At 72.3% G+C, this 19,928-nt stretch carries 22 protein-coding genes; 12 read left to right on the top strand and 10 right to left on the bottom strand.

Annotation, left to right across the window (positions count from 1 at the left end; genetic code table 11):
- The first annotated feature begins 59 nt into the window (after nucleotides 1–59).
- Nucleotides 60–737 carry a TMEM175 family protein gene (locus tag FHX71_RS15715; protein ID WP_182617895.1) on the top strand — a complete coding sequence of 226 codons (678 nt, stop codon included), beginning with the start codon at nucleotides 60–62 and terminating at the stop codon, nucleotides 735–737.
- Nucleotides 738–747: 10 nt separating this feature from the next.
- Complete coding sequence (locus FHX71_RS15720) at nucleotides 748–1,353, top strand: VOC family protein (RefSeq protein ID WP_182617897.1); 606 nt, start codon at nucleotides 748–750, stop codon at nucleotides 1,351–1,353.
- A gap of 21 nt (nucleotides 1,354–1,374) precedes the next feature.
- Here FHX71_RS15720 and FHX71_RS15725 read toward each other — a convergent pair whose 3' ends face one another.
- On the bottom strand, nucleotides 1,375–1,965 hold the full coding sequence (locus FHX71_RS15725; protein ID WP_182617899.1) for a uracil-DNA glycosylase family protein: 591 nt from the start codon (nucleotides 1,963–1,965) through the stop codon (nucleotides 1,375–1,377).
- A gap of 130 nt (nucleotides 1,966–2,095) precedes the next feature.
- On the opposite strand from FHX71_RS15725, the gene FHX71_RS15730 reads away from it, so the two are divergent.
- From FHX71_RS15730 to FHX71_RS15740, 3 genes are all read left to right on the top strand, one after another.
- On the top strand, nucleotides 2,096–2,956 hold the full coding sequence (locus FHX71_RS15730; RefSeq protein WP_182617901.1) for a CPBP family intramembrane glutamic endopeptidase: 861 nt from the start codon (nucleotides 2,096–2,098) through the stop codon (nucleotides 2,954–2,956).
- The gene (locus tag FHX71_RS15735) at nucleotides 2,953–4,290 is read left to right on the top strand and encodes a sensor histidine kinase (protein WP_312877062.1); all 1,338 of its coding nucleotides are present in this window, start codon (nucleotides 2,953–2,955) and stop codon (nucleotides 4,288–4,290) included. Before FHX71_RS15730 ends, FHX71_RS15735 begins: the two co-directional genes overlap by 4 nt.
- Before the next feature lie 98 nt (nucleotides 4,291–4,388).
- Complete coding sequence (locus FHX71_RS15740) at nucleotides 4,389–5,051, top strand: response regulator (protein ID WP_182617903.1); 663 nt, start codon at nucleotides 4,389–4,391, stop codon at nucleotides 5,049–5,051.
- A gap of 308 nt (nucleotides 5,052–5,359) precedes the next feature.
- On the opposite strand, the gene FHX71_RS15745 is transcribed toward FHX71_RS15740, so the two are convergent.
- Together FHX71_RS15745 and FHX71_RS15750 are read right to left on the bottom strand one after the other, a co-directional pair.
- Nucleotides 5,360–8,314, bottom strand: a complete 2,955-nt coding sequence (locus tag FHX71_RS15745; protein WP_182617906.1) for a glycoside hydrolase family 43 protein — start codon at nucleotides 8,312–8,314, stop codon at nucleotides 5,360–5,362.
- Between the two features lie 186 nt (nucleotides 8,315–8,500).
- Nucleotides 8,501–9,034, bottom strand: a complete 534-nt coding sequence (locus tag FHX71_RS15750) for a hypothetical protein (RefSeq protein WP_182617908.1) — start codon at nucleotides 9,032–9,034, stop codon at nucleotides 8,501–8,503.
- Between the two features lie 95 nt (nucleotides 9,035–9,129).
- Here FHX71_RS15750 and FHX71_RS15755 point away from each other — a divergent pair, with 95 nt between their 5' ends.
- Nucleotides 9,130–9,945: an NAD-dependent epimerase/dehydratase family protein gene (locus FHX71_RS15755; protein WP_182617910.1), complete on the top strand. Its 816-nt coding sequence runs from the start codon at nucleotides 9,130–9,132 to the stop codon at nucleotides 9,943–9,945.
- On the opposite strand, the gene FHX71_RS15760 is transcribed toward FHX71_RS15755, so the two are convergent.
- Entirely contained in the window at nucleotides 9,942–10,745 is an 804-nt protein-coding gene (locus tag FHX71_RS15760) for an SDR family oxidoreductase (RefSeq protein ID WP_182617912.1), read from the bottom strand. The genes FHX71_RS15755 and FHX71_RS15760 overlap by 4 nt on opposite strands.
- A 194-nt stretch (nucleotides 10,746–10,939) precedes the next feature.
- Here FHX71_RS15760 and FHX71_RS15765 point away from each other — a divergent pair, with 194 nt between their 5' ends.
- Together FHX71_RS15765 and FHX71_RS15770 are read left to right on the top strand one after the other, a co-directional pair.
- A complete protein-coding gene (locus FHX71_RS15765; RefSeq protein WP_312877063.1) occupies nucleotides 10,940–11,917 on the top strand; it encodes a DUF2797 domain-containing protein in 978 nt (325 codons plus the stop codon).
- Nucleotides 11,918–11,992: 75 nt separating this feature from the next.
- Nucleotides 11,993–12,523, top strand: coding sequence for an HXXEE domain-containing protein (locus FHX71_RS15770; RefSeq protein ID WP_182617914.1), 531 nt, complete (start codon nucleotides 11,993–11,995; stop codon nucleotides 12,521–12,523).
- Between the two features lie 17 nt (nucleotides 12,524–12,540).
- Here the strand turns inward: FHX71_RS15770 and FHX71_RS15775 are convergent, their stop codons facing one another.
- The 5 genes from FHX71_RS15775 to FHX71_RS15795 form a co-directional block, all read right to left on the bottom strand.
- Nucleotides 12,541–12,996 carry a hypothetical protein gene (locus FHX71_RS15775; RefSeq protein ID WP_182617916.1) on the bottom strand — a complete coding sequence of 152 codons (456 nt, stop codon included), beginning with the start codon at nucleotides 12,994–12,996 and terminating at the stop codon, nucleotides 12,541–12,543.
- Complete coding sequence (locus FHX71_RS15780; RefSeq protein ID WP_182617918.1) at nucleotides 12,989–13,423, bottom strand: DUF4259 domain-containing protein; 435 nt, start codon at nucleotides 13,421–13,423, stop codon at nucleotides 12,989–12,991. The genes FHX71_RS15775 and FHX71_RS15780 overlap by 8 nt, the downstream gene beginning before the upstream one ends.
- A 36-nt stretch (nucleotides 13,424–13,459) precedes the next feature.
- The gene (locus tag FHX71_RS15785) at nucleotides 13,460–14,464 is read right to left on the bottom strand and encodes a phosphotransferase (RefSeq protein WP_182617921.1); all 1,005 of its coding nucleotides are present in this window, start codon (nucleotides 14,462–14,464) and stop codon (nucleotides 13,460–13,462) included.
- Nucleotides 14,465–14,572: 108 nt separating this feature from the next.
- The gene (locus FHX71_RS15790) at nucleotides 14,573–15,193 is read right to left on the bottom strand and encodes a hypothetical protein (protein ID WP_182617923.1); all 621 of its coding nucleotides are present in this window, start codon (nucleotides 15,191–15,193) and stop codon (nucleotides 14,573–14,575) included.
- 102 nt (nucleotides 15,194–15,295) lie between these two features.
- Nucleotides 15,296–15,607 (bottom strand): hypothetical protein, encoded by a 312-nt coding sequence (locus FHX71_RS15795; RefSeq protein ID WP_182617925.1) that lies wholly within the window; start codon nucleotides 15,605–15,607, stop codon nucleotides 15,296–15,298.
- Between the two features lie 178 nt (nucleotides 15,608–15,785).
- Between FHX71_RS15795 and FHX71_RS15800 the strand changes: the two genes are divergently transcribed.
- The 3 genes from FHX71_RS15800 (at nucleotide 15,786) to FHX71_RS15810 (ending at nucleotide 17,700) form a co-directional block, all read left to right on the top strand.
- Nucleotides 15,786–16,085 (top strand): hypothetical protein, encoded by a 300-nt coding sequence (locus FHX71_RS15800; RefSeq protein ID WP_182617927.1) that lies wholly within the window; start codon nucleotides 15,786–15,788, stop codon nucleotides 16,083–16,085.
- Entirely contained in the window at nucleotides 16,078–16,548 is a 471-nt protein-coding gene (locus tag FHX71_RS15805) for a hypothetical protein (RefSeq protein ID WP_182617929.1), read from the top strand. The genes FHX71_RS15800 and FHX71_RS15805 overlap by 8 nt, the downstream gene beginning before the upstream one ends.
- 63 nt (nucleotides 16,549–16,611) lie before the next feature.
- Nucleotides 16,612–17,700, top strand: a complete 1,089-nt coding sequence (locus FHX71_RS15810) for a PrsW family glutamic-type intramembrane protease (RefSeq protein ID WP_182617931.1) — start codon at nucleotides 16,612–16,614, stop codon at nucleotides 17,698–17,700.
- A 15-nt stretch (nucleotides 17,701–17,715) separates the two neighbouring features.
- Here FHX71_RS15810 and FHX71_RS30080 read toward each other — a convergent pair whose 3' ends face one another.
- The gene (locus tag FHX71_RS30080) at nucleotides 17,716–18,282 is read right to left on the bottom strand and encodes a YcxB family protein (protein ID WP_182617933.1); all 567 of its coding nucleotides are present in this window, start codon (nucleotides 18,280–18,282) and stop codon (nucleotides 17,716–17,718) included.
- Nucleotides 18,283–18,429: 147 nt separating this feature from the next.
- On the opposite strand from FHX71_RS30080, the gene FHX71_RS15820 reads away from it, so the two are divergent.
- Nucleotides 18,430–19,668 carry a restriction endonuclease gene (locus tag FHX71_RS15820; RefSeq protein ID WP_182617936.1) on the top strand — a complete coding sequence of 413 codons (1,239 nt, stop codon included), beginning with the start codon at nucleotides 18,430–18,432 and terminating at the stop codon, nucleotides 19,666–19,668.
- Nucleotides 19,669–19,928: the final 260 nt, after the last annotated feature.

The raw sequence follows: 19,928 nt of genomic DNA on the forward strand, positions 1-19,928 counted from the left end.
CAGGATCACCGGCAGGGGGTTCGGCCGGTTCCAGCAGGTCCAGGTCAAGGGAGGTCCGGATGGACACCGCACCACCGCCCGCGCGCAGCAGCGAGCGCCTCATCTCGTTCCTCGACGCCGCGGTCGCCATCGCGCTGACGCTGCTCATCCTGCCGCTGATGGAGAGCGTGTCCGAGGCGGTCGACGAGCAGCAGACCCTCGGCGACTACGCCGGGGAGCACAGCTGGCAGCTCCTGGCCTTCTCGCTGAGCTTCCTGATCATCGCGATGTTCTGGCGCATGCACCACGGCATCCAGTCGCCGGACACGCCTCTGACCCAGCAGCACCTGACGCTGCAGCTCGCGTGGCTGTTCACCATCACGCTGATGCCCGTGGTCACGGCGCTGACGGGCGGCCTGGACACGGACCGCGCGCTGGTGGCGTCGTACGTCGGCAACCTCGCGGTGAGCGCCTGGCTGCTGTTCGTGATCGCCGTCGTCGAGCGCCGGGACCGGCGGGCGGCCGGGCTCGCGGTGGACGCGACGCTCCCGGCGACGCCGCTGGCCGTGGCGCTGCTGTTCACGCTGACCCTGTTGCTGGCGCTGATCGTCCCGTCGTACACGTGGCTGTTCCTCATGGCGCTGTCGGGCCTGGTCCGGGGCCTGCTGGTGCGCTTCGGCGTCGTCGGGCGGGACCACTCGGCCGGGCGGGAGCACCCGTCAGGAATCGAGAAGCGTGCCGTGCCGCCCGCTCCCTAACGTGGTCGGCATGGCACACATCGACTCCGTCACCCTTGAGGTGGCCGACCCCAGCACCGCACGTTCCTTCTACGACGCCGCCTTCGGCCTGGGCGAGGACCGGCTCCGGCTGGCCGCCGGCGAGTCGCCCACCTCCGGGTTCCGCGGCTTCCACATCTCCCTCGTCGCCTCCCAGCCGGGCGACGTCCACGCCCTGTTCGACGGCGCGGTCGGCGCCGGCGCCACGGTGCTCAAGCCGCTGGCCAAGTCCCTGTGGGGGCACGGCGGCGTGGTCCAGGCGCCGGACGGCACCATCTGGAAGGTCGCGACGTCCGCCAAGAAGGACACGACCCCGGCCGCGCGCCGGTTCGACGAGATCGTGCTCCTGATCGGCGCCGACGACGTCTCGGCGAGCAAGAAGTTCTACACCGGGCACGGCCTGAAGGTCGGCAAGAGCTTCGGCTCGTACGTCGACTTCAGCATGGGCTCCAGCCCCATCGGCTTCGGCCTCTACAAGCGCGCCGCCCTGGCCAAGGACGCCGGGGTGCCGGCCGAGGGCGCGGGCTCGCACCGGCTCACCGTGGGCGGCGACGTCGGCCAGTTCACGGACCCGGACGGGTTCGCCTGGGCGGGGTGACCGCCGTCGGGCCGCCCCGCGCTAGGCGGGACCGAGCGCCGCTGCGACCGCCGTCCGGAGCGCCGGGACGACGTCCTCCTCGAACCAGGGGTTCTTCGCCTGCCAGCGGAAGTTGAGTGGCGACGGGTGCACGAGCGGCACCATGTCGGGCAGGTAGTCCTGGTAGGCGCGCACGGTCTCGGTCAGGGTCTTCCTGGCCCGGCCGCCCAGGTAGTACTTCTGGGCGTACCCGCCGACCAGGACGGTCAGGCGGCGGTGCGGCAGCTCCGCGAGGATGCGCGGGTGCCACCGCTCGGCGACGCCCGGCCGGGGCGGCAGGTCGCCCGAGACGCCCTTGCCCGGGTAGTAGAAGTCCATGGGCAGGATGGCGAACAGGTCGGGGTCGTAGAACTGCTCGTCGGTCACGCCGAGCCAGGACCGCAGCCGCACGCCGCTGGCGTCGTTCCAGGGCTTGCCGCTCTCCTGTGCCTTGCGGCCGGGCGCCTGCCCCACCAGCACGATCCGGGCGCCCGACGCCGCCGCGTACAGCGGCTCGTAGCCCGCCTCGCAGGCCCAGGCGTTGGCCGGGTCGGCGACGATCTCCGCGCGGATCAGGTCGAGGGTGCTGGACACGGGCCCAGTCTGTCCCCCGTGCGAGCTACGTGCGAGTGTCCACCCTGCGGTGACGACCCCGGACCTGGGAATTCATAGCGTTCGGGGTAGCCCGCGGCGCCCGGCCGCGGCTTCTTCCCAAGGAGTCATCGTGCGTCTGGTGTGGCAGCTCATCGCCGTAGTGGCGGTCTCGTTCCTCGGCGGTCAGGGCCTCATGGCGGTCCAGGACAACCCCTGGCTGACGCTGGCGGTCGGGCTGGCCACGGCGGTGGTCGGCGTCGTCGTCTACGCGTGGGTGGTGCGGCTGACCGAGCGCCGCACGGTCATCGAGGTGGCCCTCAAGGGCGCGACGCCCGCCCTGACCTGGGGCACGCTGCTCGGCATCGGGCTGTTCGGCCTGGTCATCGTGAACCTCGCCTTCCTCGGCAGCTACACGGTGCACGGCCTGGGCTCGCCGCTGGGCGCCCTCGGGCTCGTCGGCTTCATGGCGGCCGCGGCCGTGACCGAGGAGCTGATGTGGCGCGGCGTCCTGTTCCGGATCGTCGAGGGCTGGACCGGCACCTGGGTCGCGCTGAGCGTCACGGGCCTGCTGTTCGGCCTGGCGCACCTGCTCAACCCGCACGCCACGCTGTGGGGCGCCGTCGCCATCGCCATCGAGGCCGGCGGCATGCTGACGGCCGCGTACGTCGCCACCCGCAAGCTCTGGGTGCCCATCGGCCTGCACCTGGGCTGGAACATCGCCGGGAGCACGATCTTCAGCACCGCCGTCTCCGGCAACGACACCCCGCAGGGCCTGCTCGACGCCACGACGCAGGGCCACGTGCTGGTCACCGGCGGCAGCTTCGGCCCCGAGGGCAGCCTCTACTCCGTGGTGTTCTGCGCGATCACCGCCGCAATCTTCCTCGTGGTCGCCCACCGGCGCGGCCGCATCGTGCCGCTGGGGCGTGCGGCGCGGGCCGCACACACCGCCGCTGCCGCCTCGTCCGACAAGGCCGCTAGGCTCCCCGCGTGATCGAGCCCCAGCAGGCCCTGGACCGCTGGCGCCGTCTCGACGTCACGGTCCGGGACCTCCCGCTCGCCCTCGGGCTCGCGGGCCTGGCGTTCCTGCCCGCGCTGCGCGACTACGGCACGCAGGTGGGCGAGCTGCCCGCCCGTCCCCTGGACGGGTGGGCGGTGCTGGTGATCGCGCTCGAGTGCCTCCCCCTCGCCGTCCGACGGCGGTGGCCCGCCGTGTGCATGATCCTCGTCGCGGCCGGCTTCGCCGCGGCCCAGGTGACCGGCCACCACTCGTTCGCCGGGAACGCGCTCGGCGTCGCGCTCGTCAGCACGGGCGCCCACCTGGACCGCCGACGGCGCGTCGTCGGCGCGGTGCTGACCGTGGCCTACGTGGCGCTCGCGGTCACGCTCGACCGGCTGACCGGCGCCGAGCGTGTGGACGAGCTCGTGACGTTCTACCTGGCCATGGCCCTCGCGTGGGGCATCGGCACCTGGCTGCGCTCCACGCGGGCGGCGGAGGCCGAGCGCCGGCTCCGCGTCGCGCAGGACACCCTGGTCGCGGAGCGCACGCGCATCGCCCGCGAGCTGCACGACGTGGTGACCCACCACGTCACGGCCATGGTCGTGCAGACCGAGGCGGCGAAGTACCTGACGGCGGCGCCCGAACGTCTGGAGCAGACCCTGGACGCCGTCACCGACACGGGCCGGCACGCCATCTCCGACCTGCGGCACCTGCTCGACCTGCTCGATCCCGGGCACGACGGCGCCGCGCGGACGCCGTCGGCCGGCGAGGTGCGCGCCCTCGTGGAGCAGACGCGCCGGGCCGGGCAGCCCGTGGACCTGACCGAGGAGGGCGAGCCCGCCGGGTCGGCGGACAGCGCCGGGCTCACCGCGTACCGCGTGGTGCAGGAGGCTCTGACGAACGCGCTCAAGCACGCGCACGGCGCCGCGACGACGGTCGCGGTGCGGCACACGGAGAGGGAGATCATGGTGGAGGTCGGGACGGCGGGGGCTGGTTCGAGAGGTGCGGCGGCTGCGGCGGGGGTCACGGTAAGGCCGGGAGCCTCTGCCGAGTCAGGGCCTGGGCCTGGGTCGGGGGGCGCGTCAGCGGGTGCTGCGGGTACGGCTGCGGGCGGGGCGGAGCCGGGATCCGGCTCAGCCGCGTCGCGGACGAGGTTCGGCGGGAGCGGCCGGCCTGTCGTCCCCGGAAGCGGCCGGGGACTGGCCGGGCTCCGCGAGCGCGTGGAGACCCTGGGCGGCGAGTTCGGCACGCAGCGGCTCGACGACGGCGGCTTCGTCGTCCGGGCGTGTGTCCCCCGCGCGTACTCGACCGTGGCGGACCGGACGTGAGCGGCGGGGTGCCGGCCGGGAGCCCGAGCGACAGGACTGCGGGTCCGGCCCCGGCGCGTGGGGCGGGGCCGACAGGCCGGACGAACCTCGGCGACGGAATGCCGAACCCGCCCGTCCGGGTGCTGGTGTGCGACGACCAGGCGCTGATCCGCACCGGATTCGCGACGATCATCGACGCCCAGCCCGACCTGGAGGTCGTGGGCGAGTGCGCGGACGGGCGCGCCGCCGTCGACCACGCCCGCCGCCTGGAGCCCGACGTCGTGGTGATGGACGTGCGTATGCCCGTGCTGGACGGCATCGAGGCGACCCGCCTGCTGGCCGGCGCCGGGGTCGAGCGGCCGGTCAAGGTGCTGGTGGTGACCACGTTCAACCTCGACGAGTACGTGTACGAGGCGCTGCGGGCCGGGGCCAGCGGGTTCCTGCTCAAGGACGCCCCGGCGGGCCAGCTCCTGGCGGGCATCCGCACGGTCGCGAGCGGCGCGGCGTTGCTGGCCCCCGAGGTGACGCGGCAGCTCGTCGGACGGTACGCGGCGCGCATCCGGCCCGCCGAGAGCGCGCCGTCCGACACCGCCCTGACGCCCCGCGAGCTGGAGGTGCTGCGCCTCATCGCCGACGGCCGGTCCAACAGCGAGATCGCCGCGACCCTGGTGATCAGCCAGGAGACCGTCAAGACGTACGTCTCGCGCATCCTGGCGAAGCTCAACCTCCGCGACCGCGTGCAGGCGGTAGTCCACGCCTACCGCACGGGCCTGGTCACCTGACCCGCCGGACGCAATCCCCTACGAGACCTAAGTTTCTCAGCTTTGAACCATCCGAAAGCGAAGAAACTTAGGTCTCGAAGAACAACCCGATGGTCAGCTGTAATCGCCGGCCGCGGCCGTCACGAACACCGACACCGACACCCACAGCCGCAGCCGCAGCCGCAGCCGGCCGACTCGGCCCGCTGAAGATGCGGCCGACACCGTCTCCTTCGAGACCTAAGTTTCTTCGCTTTGGAGCGTCCGAGAGCGAAGAAACTTAGGTCTCGAAGGAGATGTCAGCCGTCAGCCTCTGTCGCCAGTCCCAGACGTCAGCGGCAGTCCGTCGCCGCGTACCCTGCCGTCAGGCCCGGCTCGCCGCGCTTCGTGACCGTCACCGCCCCGGCGTCCAGAGCCGTGAAGCGCGTGCTGACGACGGCCTGCCCCGTGCGGCCCGGCGCGACGTCGCGCACCACGCGGTCGCCGTACGGCGTCCGGATCTCGAAGCTCGCCCGCCGCTCCGAGGTGTTGCGGACCGTCGTCACGAGCTGGGCCTTGTCGCGCCCCACGCACCGCGCCGCGACAGAAGGCTCCACGGCGGTACTCCGCGCCCCCACCCCCAGCGCCGGGATCTTGAGGTACGAGCCCGGCGTCGCGAACGTCAGCCGCACGGCCGACGCCCAGACCGGCTCGAACGCGACCGACGTCGGCACCCCAGCGGCCGAGGGCACCACGTCCTGGGCCGTCGTCGCGTGCCAGATGCCTGCGGCGTCGCGGTACTCGACGCCGACGCGCGCGATCGTGCCCTCGGTCGAGGTGAACCCGACGCGATCGACGGCGCCCGGCTGCGCCGGCTCGACCGTGAACGTCACCTCGTCGCGGCCGGCGCTCCCGGACCACGTCGACCAGGAGGTCGAGGCGCTGCCGTCGCACGCGTTGGCGGCCGGCAGCGTCTCCCACTCGGTCTGGTGGAAGCTCGCCGAGACAGTGGTGCCGTCGGCGCGGCAGAGGTCGACGACGTCGTCGGCGCCCCAGACCTGCACCTCCGAGACCGATTGCCACGTGTTCGTCGCAGTCGTCAGCCGCAGGCGCAGGCCGTTGGTGTCCGGCAGGTCCGAGACGTCGAGCGTCGCCACCGGAGCCGCGGACGCGGCGTCCTGCGCGAGGTCGACGCGCACGTCCGTCGTCGTCCACGCGCCCGACGCGTCCAGGTACTCCGCCGCGACCGTCGACGGCCAGGTCGCGCCGGAACCGTCCTTGTAGGTGTGCAGCACGACCTCCTCGAGGTCCTGGGTGAGCGGCCAGGTGAAGGACAGCCAGCTGTTCCGTGGGTAGCCCGACGACGTCCAGTCGTCCCAGCCCTTGCCCTTGACGTTGCCGTCGACGACGGTCGGCGCGAGGTTCGCCCGGCTGGACGCCGCGACGGACGCGCCGGGCGCGAGGTTGGCGATGCCGTCCTCGCGCACCTCGACGGTGCGCGCGAAGGTGCGGCCCGCCGTGAAGCCGTCGCCGGCGGCGAGCGTGCCGGTGATCGTCTGGGTGCCGCGCTCGTCGAACGACGTCGCGCTCCAGGTCACGGCGACGTCGGAGGTCGCGCCGTCGACCTCGACCGGGACGGCGTCGGGCAGCGTGGCGCCGAAGTCCTCGCCGGGAGCGACCTCGTCCGGCAGGCCGTCGTCGGTGACGCGCCAGATCTCGGTCCCGGTGCCCTTGTCGTCCCAGTAGCTCTCGTCCCAGCCGTCGGCCCAGCGGGCCGGGTCCTCGGTGGCGGGGTTGCGCATCTCGGCGCGGCCGTTCTCGCCGATCGTGACCGGCAGCCACACGTAGTTGGAGTTCGCGGCCCCGGAGTTCCACCGGTCGCCCATGTAGACGTAGCGGCCGCCGCCCAGGTCGAGCACGTTGGTCGACTGCGAGCCGAAGCTCGTGCGCCGCGTGTCGCCGACCGAGAGCAGCCCGTCGCCGCCCTCGGGGATCGCGTTGTAGGCCACGTTCTCGTGCTGGTCGCCGGCCTCGACGCCACGGATCCACGTGCCGAGCATGCTGTCGGCCGTGTAGTAGGTCTGCGGGTTCGGGGCCCAGCCCGTCGCCCCCGACGCCACCGTGTAGTACTTGCCGCCGTGCTGGAACAGCGCGGGAGCCTCCAGCACGCCGCACTCCTTGACGATCTGGAAGTCCTCGCCGCGCACGGGCGCCTCGGCGCTGCCGTCGGCGAACAGGTACGGGTAGCGGCCGTCCTCGGCGTACTGCCCGGCGTCGGCCATGTCGACGTCGGTCGTGTGCGTGACGTTCGTGTAGTCCGCGTCGAGCTCGGCGATGTAGAGCGACCGGTTCTCCTCGGAGGAGTAGACGATGTAGGCGGTGCCGTCGTCGTCCTGGAAGACCGTCATGTCGCGGGCCTGGCCGGGCACCGCCGCGGAGATGCACGCCTGGTAGTTGGTCCGGTTCGGCATCCGGTACACGCCCGTCATCCTGAACGGCCCCGTGGGGCTGTCCGAGACGGCGACGCCCGCCATCGAGCGCGCGTACATGCTGCCGCCCGGGGTGGTCTGCCCGTCGGAGTGCCACCACAGCACCCACTCGTTCGTCTGCTCGTTGAACAGCACCTTGGGGCGCTCGAAGATCGTCGTGTACTCGGCGGCGTCGTTGGTGTTCAGGTGGTAGTTGACCTCGGCGATGCGGTCCGCGCGCGGCTCGCCGGCGTCGTCGACCGTGTCGTAGAGGGCGTCGAAATAGCTCGACTCCAGCTCCGCGGCGTCTGACACCGAGCGCAGGACGACGCCCTCGTCGGTCCAGTTCTTCGTGTCGTACGACTTGTACGCGTGGACGCCGGGGCTGCCGTAGTAGCCGTTGCTGCGGTCCTCGCCGTACCAGTAGTAGACGGTCTCGCCGGCCTCCTCGCCCTCGACGACGGACCCGGCGTCGACCCCGAGCGCCTCCGCGGAGACGGAGACGACCTGGCCGCCGTGCGCCTGGATGTGGTTGCCGGCGGTGTCGGGCCAGGACGGCGTGAAGTAGTCGGGGGCGGTGGCGCCGGGGTCGAGGATGGGCGGGTAGGTGGTTGCCTCTTCTGCGCTGGCAGCGGCGGGAGCGGCCTCCGGGACGACGGCGGGCGCGGCTTCCGGGGTGGCCGCGTGCCCGACGGCGGGCAGCGCCGGGATCGCGAGCGTCGCCGCCAGCGCGACGGCGACCGCGCCACGGCGCCGCGGGGTTGTCGGTCGGAGGCGTGCAAGACCGGAAAGTGCTGGTGGTGCGGCAAGGTTGCTGCGCGGGGCGCGGCGGTGACCCATGTCCGTCTCCTTCATCCTCGAAGTCTGTGGACGCGCGAGGACGAAGGACGGCGCCGGCCTCGCGGAACGCGACTCTGCGTTCCGGCGGGCCCTGCGGGACCGCCGCGCCTCAGGCTGGCACCCGCGAAATGTTCACGTCAACAAGATGTGCGAAAGTGATCGCCTCAGGGGCGTCCCGACGCCCGTTCAGCCGTGCGCGAGCAGCTTGAGCCCCACCACGCCGACCGCGAGCGCCGCGAGCACGCCGAGCGCGAGAATGCGCGCGAGCCAGGGCAGCTTGGTGCGGCGGATGCCGAGCCACGCGATGAGCACCAGGGTGGCGATCAGCACGCCGACGCCGACGCGCAGCGCGGTGGTGACCTCCCACCAGCCGAGGCCCGCGGCGGCGAGGGCGAGCAGCGGGATCACGAGGGTCAGCAGGGCGCCGCCGCTGGTGCGGGTCATGGCAGCCAGGTGGTGGCGGTCGGGGAAGCCGCCGTGCGCGGCGAGGTGGGAGATGAGCTCGGCGAGCCAGGCGGCGGCGACGGTGCCGACGGCAGTGATGGTCAGCGACGCCGCCGCCGTCCCCGCGCCAAGCCCGTGCGCGTGGGCCAGCAGCGTCATGATGACGGCGAGCGAGGCGAACGAGACGTAGACGCGTTCGCGCAGGCGCTCGGCGAGGTCCTCGCGCTCCTCGGGGGTGATCGGGTCCGGGTGCGCGGTGCGGCGCGGGGTGCTCATGAGTTCATTCTCCCGCGTCGCCGCAGGTCGTCGCGGGTACCCGGGGCGCCGATCCCCTACCCTCTCGTCAGAACACCGGACGAAGGAGCCCGAGCATGTCGAACGATGCCCCGCAGGTGGTCGCGATCACGGGAGCCGCCGGCCGGATCGGCCGCGCCGTCGCCCCGTTCCTGCGGAACCCCGGGCGGGAGCTGCGCCTGCTCGACCGGGCGGTGCCCGCCGACCGCGACGAGCGGGACCGCTGGTTCACCGGCGACATCACCGAGCCGGGCGCCCTCGACGACGCGTTCCGGGGCGCCGACCTGGTGGTGCACCTCGCAGCCCACCCCTGGGAACGGCCGTGGCCCGAGATCCTGGCCGTCAACATCGACGGCACCCAGAAGGTGCTCGACGCCGCGCACGAGGCGGGCGTGCCGCGCGTGCTGCTGGCGAGCTCGATCCACGCCGTCGGCTACGCGACGCCCGCCGAGGCCGGCGCCGACGACGTGCTCGTCCCGCGCCCCGACACGTTCTACGGCGTGAGCAAGGCCGCCGGGGAGGCGCTCGGCAGCGTCTACGCGGACCGGTTCGGCATGACCGTCGTGAGCGCGCGGATCTGCGCCTTCAACACCGAGGTCGGCGAGGGCCGGGCGCTCGCCCAGTGGCTCTCCCCCGCCGACGCCGCCCGCCTGGTCGAGGCCGCCGCCGCCCTGGACCGGCCGGGACACCACATCGTCTGGGGCGTCTCCGACAACGCGCCCGGCTGGTTCCCGCTCGGCCCCGGGCACGCGATCGGCTTCCACCCGCAGGACGACGCCGTCCGGCACGTGCGCGAGCGCGACGGCGTCGAACCGCCGCAGCCGGAGCGCGAGGAGGCGCTCGCGGGGATCTTCGCCGACGACGAGCACCCGCTGGGCGGGGAGTGGAGCTAGCTGCCGGGGTGCGCTGTGCTGCTCGGGCGCTCGGTGCTGCCAGGGCGCTCCGTGCTGCTGGGCCAGTCCTGCAGCGCGGTCGGGGCGACGCTCGCGTCGGGCCCAGGCAGCAGCGCGCGGTGGTCGACCACGCCGCCGAAGTAGGTCGCCGCCGGGTCGCGGACGACGTCGCCGGGCAGGCCGAGCCGGGCCAGGGCCGTGCGCACGAAGTCGTCGAGCTCGAACTCCTCGGGTCCCGCGAGGTCGAGGTCCGCCGTCGTCGGCGTTCCGCCCGCGAGGCGGACGAGCTCGGCGGCGACGTCGGCTCCCGCGACCGGCTGCACGAGCAGCGGGGCGAGGTGCGCCGGCCCGCCGTCGGGCCCTGTGGAGGCGCGGGCGATGCCGGGCGCGAACTCGAAGAACTGGGTCGCGTGCAGGATGGTCCAGGGCACCTCACCTGCGCGGACGGCCTGTTCGAGCCGCACCTTCGCCGTGTAGAACGGGACGTCGGGGGCCCGGTCCGACCCGACGATGGACAGCATGAGGTGGTGCCCCACGCCCGCCTCGCGTTCGTGCCGCGTCACGTTCTCCCCGGCCCGGGCGAAGAACTCGTCGATGCGGGCCGGGTCCAGCGAGCCGGGCTTGGCGGCGTCGATCACGACCTGGGCGCCGTCGAGCGCCTCGGCCAGGCCCTGGCCGGTGACTAGGTCGACGCCGGTCGAGCGGGAGGCAACCCGGACGTCGGCGCCCCGCGCTCGCAGGAGGCGGACGACCTGGGTGCCGATGGTGCCGGTGCCGCCCAGCACGACGATCGTCGTCATCTCGTCGTCTCCCTCCGGCCGCATTGCTCGGTACCCCTATCTTGGGCCGGGCCCGCCGTTGCTGCCTCGCCGTCCGGATCGGAAGGGGCTCGGCGCCCGGGCCTAAAGCGGCTGGGCGCCGAGGCCGGAACGGGCTCGGTGTCCGGACCGGAACGGGCTCGATCCGTCCGCCGTGCTGCCCCTAGAGTCGTGCCGTGTCCGACGCACGCACACCGCCGCGCACCACCCCGCCCGCCTGGCGCCCGACGGGTCTGAACTGGTCCGACGGCGGCGCCGCGCTGGAATGGCTCTCACCCGCCGGGGCGACGCGGAGCAGCACGCTGGACGTCGGCGCGCGGCTGGGGCTGACCGTCGGCGCCGACCGGCGTTGCCTCGGGCTGTGGTGGGACGGGCGCCGGGTCCCGTGCGTGGCCGGATCCCGGATCGACGCAGCCGCGAAGTCGGGGCAGTGCGAGTCCTGCGCGGCGATCGCCCGCACCCGGTCCGTCGCAACCGACACGACGCTCGACGACCCGCGGGAGTTCCGCGTCTACCTCGCCCACCACGGAAGCGTGGTCAAGGCGGGCATCACGGCGTCGGCGCGCGGGCAGAACCGGCTGCTGGAGCAGGGTGCGCTGTCGTCGCTGTTCCTGTCGGCGGGCACGCTGGTCTCGGCCCGGCGCTGCGAGTCCCTGCTCACGGCGGCGCTCGGCCTGCCGCAGCAGGTGCACACCGCGCGCAAGCGTCTGGCCCGCTGGGCACCGGGGACGACGGCGTCGCGTGCCGCCGAGCTGACCGCCGTCGTCGGGCGGGCCGCCGCGCTGGACTGGCCGCCCGGCCAGGCCTGGGACCCGACCGAACCTGCTGACCACGCGCCGGCGTACGGGCTGCCGGAGACGGGGCTGGCGCCCGCCCGGCAGCTCGACCCGCTGCGGCCGGGGACGACGGTGACGGGTGAGGTGATCTGCCGGATCGGGCGTGATCTGTACTTGAGGACGCCTGGGCTCGGCGAGTCGGGGCCTGGCGCGCCGGACTCCGCGGCCTCGGGCGGTGTGGTGCTGGTCGACACCGGGCTGCTGGATGGCTGGGACTTGACCCGCGCCGATCCGGAGGTGCCCGGGACCGCGAGCGCCTCCCCCGTCGCCGCGCCGGGCGGGACGGGTCCCGGGACGGAGCAGGACGCACTGTTCTGACGCGTGCCGGTGCCGGTGCCGGTGCCGGTGCCGGTGCCGGTGCCGGTGCCGGTGCCGGAACGCTACCTTCGTGCCGTGGCTGAGGAACGCGCGGCGCAGACCGCGGGCACGAGCGGCGTCGCGGTGCCCGACCGGGGCCGGCTCGCCTTGCTGTGGGCCGTGACCGTCGTGGCGCTGGCGGTGCACAACGCCGAGGAGCTGCTGCGAGACCTGCCGCGCTGGCAGGCCGACCACCCCCGGCTCCCCGGGAGCGCGCTGTACGGGGACCAGGCGCAGTTCGCGGTCGCGCTGGCGATCGTCACCGGTCTGGCGCTGGTGCTGGCCGTCGCTGCCGTCGCCCGGCGTGCGGCGTGGAGCGCGCAGGTGCTGGTGTGGGTGGGCTACGCCCTGCTGGTCAACGCCGCCGGGCACGTGCTGCTGAGCGTCGTCTCGTGGAGCTTCATGCCCGGCGTGCTGACCTCGGTGCTGGTGCTGGTTCCGGTCTTCGTGCTGCTCACGCGGGTCCTGCCGCCCGTGCGGTGGACGGTCTCGTCCGTGCTGGTGACGCTGGTCGCCGCGTTCGGTGTGGTGGTCGGGTCGCTGGTGATCGCCGCGGCGCTGGCCTGAAGCCCCGTCTTCGCCGATCAGCCAGGGCCGAACGTCTGCAGGTCGGCCCGCATCCGCTCGGTCTGGGGTTGCGGGTCGTAGACCCGGTCGCGCGCGTCCAGCGCCTGCAGCAGCAACCCGCGACCGAACTCGTCGATCTGACCGGTCAGGCGCAACAGCGTGAAACCGGCGCCGATCACCGCGTCGATCATGTCGACGTCGTCCTCGTCGATACCGGCTACGACCGCGGCCTTGTCGTCGAACCATTCCGGCTCGATCTGCGCCAGGGTCGTGCTGCTGCTCAGCTCGTCGACCCGCTTGGCCGCGACGACAAGGGTGTCCCAGCCCTCGTCGTTGCCGAACGGGGCGAAGTCGTCGCCCTCGTCGTCATAGATCGGGTCGCGGAAGTGCGCGGCAAAGGCCGGGTGCTTCGGCCCGAGGTGCGCGTCGTCGTCGGAGTCTGCCGAGCCCGGGGAGTCGTGACGGTCAGTCACCGGAGCCTCCGCCCATGGCGCCGGCCGGCGCAGCCGATCCCAGCGCCCCGCGCAGGTCCTCGATCGCGGCGTCGACCTTGCCCCGCCACTCGCGGAACGACTCGTCGCTCGTCTCCAGCCACAGGTCGTACACCTCCGAGTTCGGCGCGAGCACCCGGTCGGTCTGCGCGAGCAGCCAGGCGGCGCGCTCGTCGTCGAGCACGGCCCGGCCGGCCTCCACGGCGTCGGCCTGCTGCAGCTCACGCAGCCCCCGCACGGCCAGCGCTACCTCGATGAGCGCCAGGACGGCGGCGCCGGCCGACACGTCGATGTAGTCCTCCTGCAGTTCCTCGGCCAGGCCGGTGAACGAGAACCCGCTGTGCGCGAGGTCAGCCAGCGCGTCCAGCGCGCTGTCGTTGCCCAGGATGTCAGTGCTCCATGTACCCATGGCGAGGAAGGTACGCGGAGCCACTGACACTCCCGCTCAGCCTGCCTGCATCAGGTCCCGCAGCCAGGCGATGCTGGCCTCGCCCTGCACCCGCTGGAACTGGCGCAGGTGCGGGATGCCGGGCGGCGGCGCCTGGAGCGACCCGTGCACGAAGTACGCGGCCAGCACCGCGACCCGGGTCACGACGGCGTCGGGATCGGTGCCGACCGGGAGCGGCGTCCGGTCCAGCACCTCCGACGGCGACGGCCCGCCGAGCCCGTGCATCGCCGGCAGCATGCCGACGAGGTCGAGGAACGCGGCGCCCCGGGCGGCGTGCGGCCAGTCGACGACGACGCCCCGCGGCGAGTCGTCAGGCCCGAGGATCAGCACGTTGTCGGCCCGGAAGTCGGCGTGCACCAGCCGGTCGCCCCCGGACGCCTCGGCCTGCCGCTCCGGGGCGGCGACCTGCGCGATCAGGTCGAGGTGCTCGGCGAACCAGGGGTCGTAGGTCGCCAGCCCCTGCGGACGCTCGTCGGCCAGGGCCTGCGCCTCCGTCCGGGCCTTCTCCGCGGCGTCGGGGAACACGTCGCCGTCGGGCGCCGGATGCTCGCCGATCTGAAGGGCGAGGCGGGCGAGCAGGTCGACGTCGTCCAGGTCCCACGGGTCGGTGCGCACGGCGCGGCCGTGCACCGGCTCGAAGGCGAGGACGGCCCAGGTGGGCGCGTCGGCGTCGTCATCATCCCCGTCCGGGCTGAAGGCGGAGGCCGCCGCTCCGTCGTCGGGCACCTCCAGCGACCACAGGAAGGCGGGCGACGGAAGCGTCCCGGGCAGGAGCGCGGCCTTGGCCGCCTCCTTGCGGTGCAGGCGCAGCGCCTCGGTCTGGTCTGGGGAGGCGGTCTTGACGAAGACCTGGCCGCGCTCGGTCGTCAGGACGCTGGCGAGGCCCGGCGAGTATCCGCCGTCGTGCGAGACCCAGGAGGTGACCTTGGCCCCGAGGCGGTCCTCGATCGCCGTCTGGATGTGGTTGGGCAGGTCGGGCCAGGTGGGGCGGACGCGGGTCATGCTCGTGCAGCCTGCCGGAGCGGGTGGCAGGGCACCACTTCAATTCCGGGGACGGCGCCCGCCCGTGTGCCGCGCAACCGCCTCCGGCCCCGCCGAACAAGAGCCCCGTCAGAAGACGACAGCGGAGAACCAGTCGAACCCGACCTCGCCGTTGCGCTGGATCAGGATGCTCGCGAACCCGTCGTTCGTCGTCCTGACCCCGACGGGCACCTTGAGCGGGAACGAGCTCTGCCCCACGGTGAGCGCGGCCGGGCTGTTCAGGCCCGTGATGCGCACCGTCCCCGCCGAGAACACCTGGAGCGTGACCTCGACTGTGTGGGTCGCGTTCGGCGGGAACTTGAGCAGATAGACGATGTGGTACGGGTTGAGCGAGCCGAAGCTCGGGAGCCGGTGGTACGGCGGTTCCGCCTCCGTGTTGATGATGCAGTCCTGGACGTACATGCCGAGCAGGCGTCCGCCCGGCAGGCTGCGCCGGGACTGCCGGGGGTTGATGCGCCCGATCGGTGCGGCGTCGAGCGCGGCGACGTCGTCGTCCTCGCCGAAGGCGGCGGCCAGGTTCCTTCCCTCCCGTTCGGCCTCGTAGAGGACGTCGCGCACGGGCAGGTCCTCCCCCAGGTCGACCAGGCCGGCCGCGCCGAGCCGGTCGAGCACGGCGCCGTCGGAGCTTGTCGCCGTGATCTCCCTCAGCCGGGTGAGGGGGTCGATTTCCGTGTGGGTCTCATCAGACATGATCGCTCCTCGTCGAGCGTCGCCCGCGGGTCTGGGCCGCGGGCTCCTGACGCTTCGATCGTACGAGCGGGACGGCGCGGGCTCTCGGCGAGGCGGGCGTCTTCACCCCTTGTTCTTGCTGGACAGGCCGGCGTCCGCGACGGCGCGTTCGAGGGCGTCCACGGACCGGTCGACGATGTCGCGCAGCAGGCGCGCCTTGTGCAGGGCGTTGCGTGCGTCGGCCGGGGTGTCGGCGTCGAGGTCGATCGTGACGACGCGGCCGCAGTCAGCGATGGTCAGGCGTGCGCTGACGCGCTTGGCCTGCTCGTCCCGGGTGAAGCCGGGCTCGGTGGTGATGTCGGCCAGCGCGTACGCGCCGGCGTGGTGGCCGCGGCGGTTCAGAAAGGTGCGGCGGTAGAAGCGTCGGAACGCCATGGGTACCTCGTCTCAGGACAGCTCCCGCCTGAGTGGGCGGGGTCGGAACCCGCGGGTGCTTCTCGCCATGGGTGGACTGTAGGTCGGGGGTGGTGGGGAGCGCACGGGAATTCGGGGCTCTGCCGACCACGGATGCGACGGTCACCGACACGGGCGGATGCCCGACACAATGAGCCCCGTGGAGCACGCGATGGCACTCGTACCCGGCGAGATCCGGACCCTCACGAGTCAGGAGCTCGAGGACGCGCGCCGGTGGCGCACCCAGCTGGAGACCTGGATCAGCGCGAACGGCCCCGTCCCCGCAGGTGTCGATCTGAAGTGGCCGTCGATCGCCACCACGGTCGCAGTCGAGCACGCCGCCGACGGCGGTACCACGCTCTGCGGCATCGGCGAGCAGCGGTACGACGTGTACCGAACGCACTTTCGGCCGAGCTCGCCGCTGGCCTGCTCGGACTGTCGGGTGGCTAACGATGCGTGAGCCTGGCCAGTACCGCGACCGTGCACTCGCGCCGACGACGACGCCCGACGAGATGCGTGAGCTCGCCACCAGTCCGTACCCGTTCGTGTGGCAGGCGCTCGCGACCAGGCCCGATGTGCCCGCGGACGTCCTCGGCGCACTCGTGCACCAGTCCGACTCCGAGTGGAACGACAACCGGCTGCTGGCGTTGATCGCCAGGAACGATCAGGCGAACCGCTCGGTGCTGCTGAGCGTTCTCGAACGTGTTCAGCGGCTACTTGCCGCGGGTGAGCGGCCGTACGCCGCGGGCCTCAGACTGGCGAGCCGGAGCGAGCTCACGGTCGACGAGGTGTCCGCGATGCTGGCATCGCCGGGAGCCTCGCGACGATTCCGCGCGGGGCTCCGGGCGAGCCTCGCGAAGCGAGGGGCGCTGATCGACGAGGGCGCTGACCGTTCCGCACCATCGCGAGTACCCGTCCTCTAGCGGCGCCGGCCCGCAGCATCGTCTCCGATGGCGGACCGGCGCCCCTGCTGGTTCTCTCCAGTCATGGCACTCGTGGTGGTGGGCGCGATCCTGTTCGTGGCGGGCACGTCGGGTGCGTTCTTCGCCGCCCGACGGCGGGACGGCGTTCCCGCCGCCGGCTGGTACCCCGACCCGAGCACCCGCGCGGCCCGGCAGCGGTTCTGGGACGGCCGCGCCTGGACCGGCCAGGTAGCCGACGGCGATCCAGCCGCCGCACGTGGTCGGCACTTCCGGGGACGGTTCTGGGGCCCGTGGGCCTGGTACCTACTGGGCAGCATCGTCGTCCTGATGGGCGGGTCCGTCCTCTACCAGGCGACGGGGAACATCCACGTCATGGCCCTGGCGAGCCTCCTCGGCATGGGCGGCGTCTGCTGGGCCTTCTACGGTTTCGTGGACCGCCAGCTCGCGCTGCACGACGTCGTCCGCCCGGTCACCGTCCTGGCGGTCGCGGTCGGAACCAGCGGCGCCGTCATCCTGATCGCCGCGAACATCAACTCGTGGATCATCGACGAGGACGGGATCGTGACGGCGACCGCGTGGGTCGGCGTCGTCGAGGAGGGGACCAAGCTCCTCGTCCCGCTGCTGCTCTTCGCGCTGGGCCGCTACCGCGACCCACGCGCCGGTCTCGCGGTGGGCCTGGCCTCGGGCTTCGGCTTCGCGATCACCGAGACCACGCAGTACGCCTACGCGACGGCGACGGCGTCGGGCCCGAACTTCTGCGGGACGGACGTTGTGGATGCCACACCCTCCGCGGTGGTGCAGGAGCAGATCTTCCGGGTGTTCACCGTCTCGCCGCTGCACTGGCTCTGGACCGGTCTTGCTGCGGCGATTGCCTGGCGGCTGTGGCACCTGTACGGAGGTCGCGGCACGTGGGGCGCGCTGGGTGGGATCGCGCTGGTGATGGTGGTGCACTCGCTCAACGACAGCTCGGCGACGGCGTTCTGCGACAACCCGGCCGCGAGCACTGGCGCGGTGGTGCTGCGGTGGGTGCTGCTGGTGGTGATGTACGTGGTGTTCCGGGCGTGGGCGCGGAAGTCGGTGCCGCCGGGGCTAGTGGGGGTGGTGAGTCGGGGGTGGGTGCCTCGGCGGCTGCCCCGGAACCGAGGTTGGTAGCGTCCGTGGCCCAGCTCAGCGAATCTGGTACCGCGGGACGTGAGCCTGGATGTGAGCCCGGACCGCTGCCTGGTCGCCAAGGGGCACGGCGCGCTTGGGCAGCCAGTAGACGAGTGAGGCCAGTCCATTCGACACGTAGACGTAGTACCCCTGGTTCGTCTCCAGGGCACGCGTGGCCACGCTCCACGTGAAGGACTGGCTGCCGCTGGGACCCTCGTGCCGGAAGCCCTCGTTGTCCAGAACCGCGTGCACGGGTTCGCGGTTCGCCGGCTTGCGCCAGGCGGCGCGGCCGCCGAAGGGCGCGTAGCCGAAGGCGACCAGGGCGGCCAAGGCAGCGACCATGATGAGGGGCAGGAGCGTTGGCGCGTCGAGGGCAGGTTGGCCGTCGTCGGTAACGAGGAAGAAGCCCATCAGGACGGCAACTGCGAGCAGGGCGAGCATCACCCAGGCGAGCGCCTTCAATATCCGCATCTGGGGCATGCTGCGGAGGAGATCGGCGTAGTCCGACTGTGCGGGCGCGAAGTCGTATGTCGCCGCGAAGGTGGCGCTGGCGGTGTTCGGCCGGTGGTCGTCTGGTGTCACGCGGCGCAGCGTAAGCCTGGAGGGCTGGCCGGTTGGGTGGCTGGCGGGGTGAATGTGCGGGTGAGGTGGGTTGAACAGCGCCTCGCGGTACTGGGCGCAGGCCGAGCGCTGCCAAGCTATTTACGACCCGTGTGCCAGCATTGCGGCATGTCAGAGAGCGTGTTCTTCGCTGATCTCCAGATGGCCGACCTCGTGCTGGACCGGGTTTACCAGGGTGGGTCGAAGGGCAACATGGGCGACGATCCCATCGGAAAGCTCCTGCCGGTGGGCAACCAGGGTGGTTTCCGATACAAGGGCAGCGTCGAGAAGCAGGATGTACGCCTCGTCGTCCTGTACACCTCGGGCGAAGAGACCGACTGGCCCGACCAGCTCGACCCGACCACCGGCGACTTCACGTACTACGGCGACAACCGGAAGCCTGGGCGCGGTCTCCACGAGACGCAGCGGAAGGGCAACCTGCTCCTGCGAGACATCTTTGACTGGTCGCGCGGCGACGCCAACGACAGAGCAGCGGTGCCGCCCCTTCTCCTGTTTCAGAAGTCGTCGGGCAGGGACGTCGTCTTCCGCGGGCTTCTCGCGCCAGGCTCACCCCGCCTGGAGAGCGACGAGGAACTCGTCGCGGTCTGGCGGACGACGCGGGACTTGAGATTCCAGAACTACCGCGCCCACTTCACCATGCTGAACACACCAGCCGTCACGCGTTCTTGGATCGACCAGATCCTGGCGGGCGACCCGCTCGGAGGCGCCTGCCCACCGGAGTGGCGGGCCTGGGTGAAGAGCCGGTCGTACCGCGCTCTTGAAGCGCCGAGGACGATCGCGATCCGCACCAAGGAGGAGCAGCTCCCGCTGGCTGCCGACCGGTGGATCCTCGAAACCATCTACGAGCACTTCAGCCACGACCCGATCCAGTTCGAGCACTTCGCAGCGAGTATCTGGGCACGGTTCGACAGCAACGTCGAAGCAGTCGAAGTCACCCGCCCGAGCCGGGACGGCGGCCGTGACGCGCTCGGGACGTATCGGCTGGGTCCTCTGACAGACCCGGTCAGACTCCAGTTCGCGCTCGAAGCCAAGTGCTACGGGCTCGACACCGGTGTTGGTGTGAAGATGATCAGCCGCCTCATCTCGCGGCTCAAGCACCGGGAGTTCGGTGTCTTCGTGACGACGTCGTTCATCAGCCAGCAGGCGTATACCGAGATTCGTGAGGACCAGCATCCGGTCGTGTTCATCACCGGGCGGGACATCGTCGAGTCCATGAAGCGCCGCGGCATTGGTCGGCGGGATGCTCTGGAGGCGTTCCTCGGGACGGAGTTCCCGATCGAGCGGAGCGTGGTTGAGGCCGCTCTCCAAGACGGGTTGACCGTAAGGGAGCCGGCGGCGAAGGCGTGATGGGTAGTGCAAACGTGCTGACTCAAGCGGTTGCCGGACGTGAGGGGGCCGAGCGAGCCAGGACGGGTGGTCGCTGACGTTGCGAGCAAAGGACTCAGAGGTCCGCACAGCAGTGTCTCGCACTGACCGCATGGTCCTGACATGCCACGTCGCCGTTGCTCGTCCCATGAGCGCGACAGTGGCCTGAGTTGGTCATGGTGGCTGTGTTGGGCGCTTGGACCCTCGCGGCACGTAGCCTGGCACCCAGGAAGGAACCGGAG

Origin of the sequence: Promicromonospora sukumoe (genome assembly GCF_014137995.1) — a bacterium.
GTDB classification, from domain to species: Bacteria; Actinomycetota; Actinomycetes; order Actinomycetales; family Cellulomonadaceae; genus Promicromonospora; species Promicromonospora sukumoe.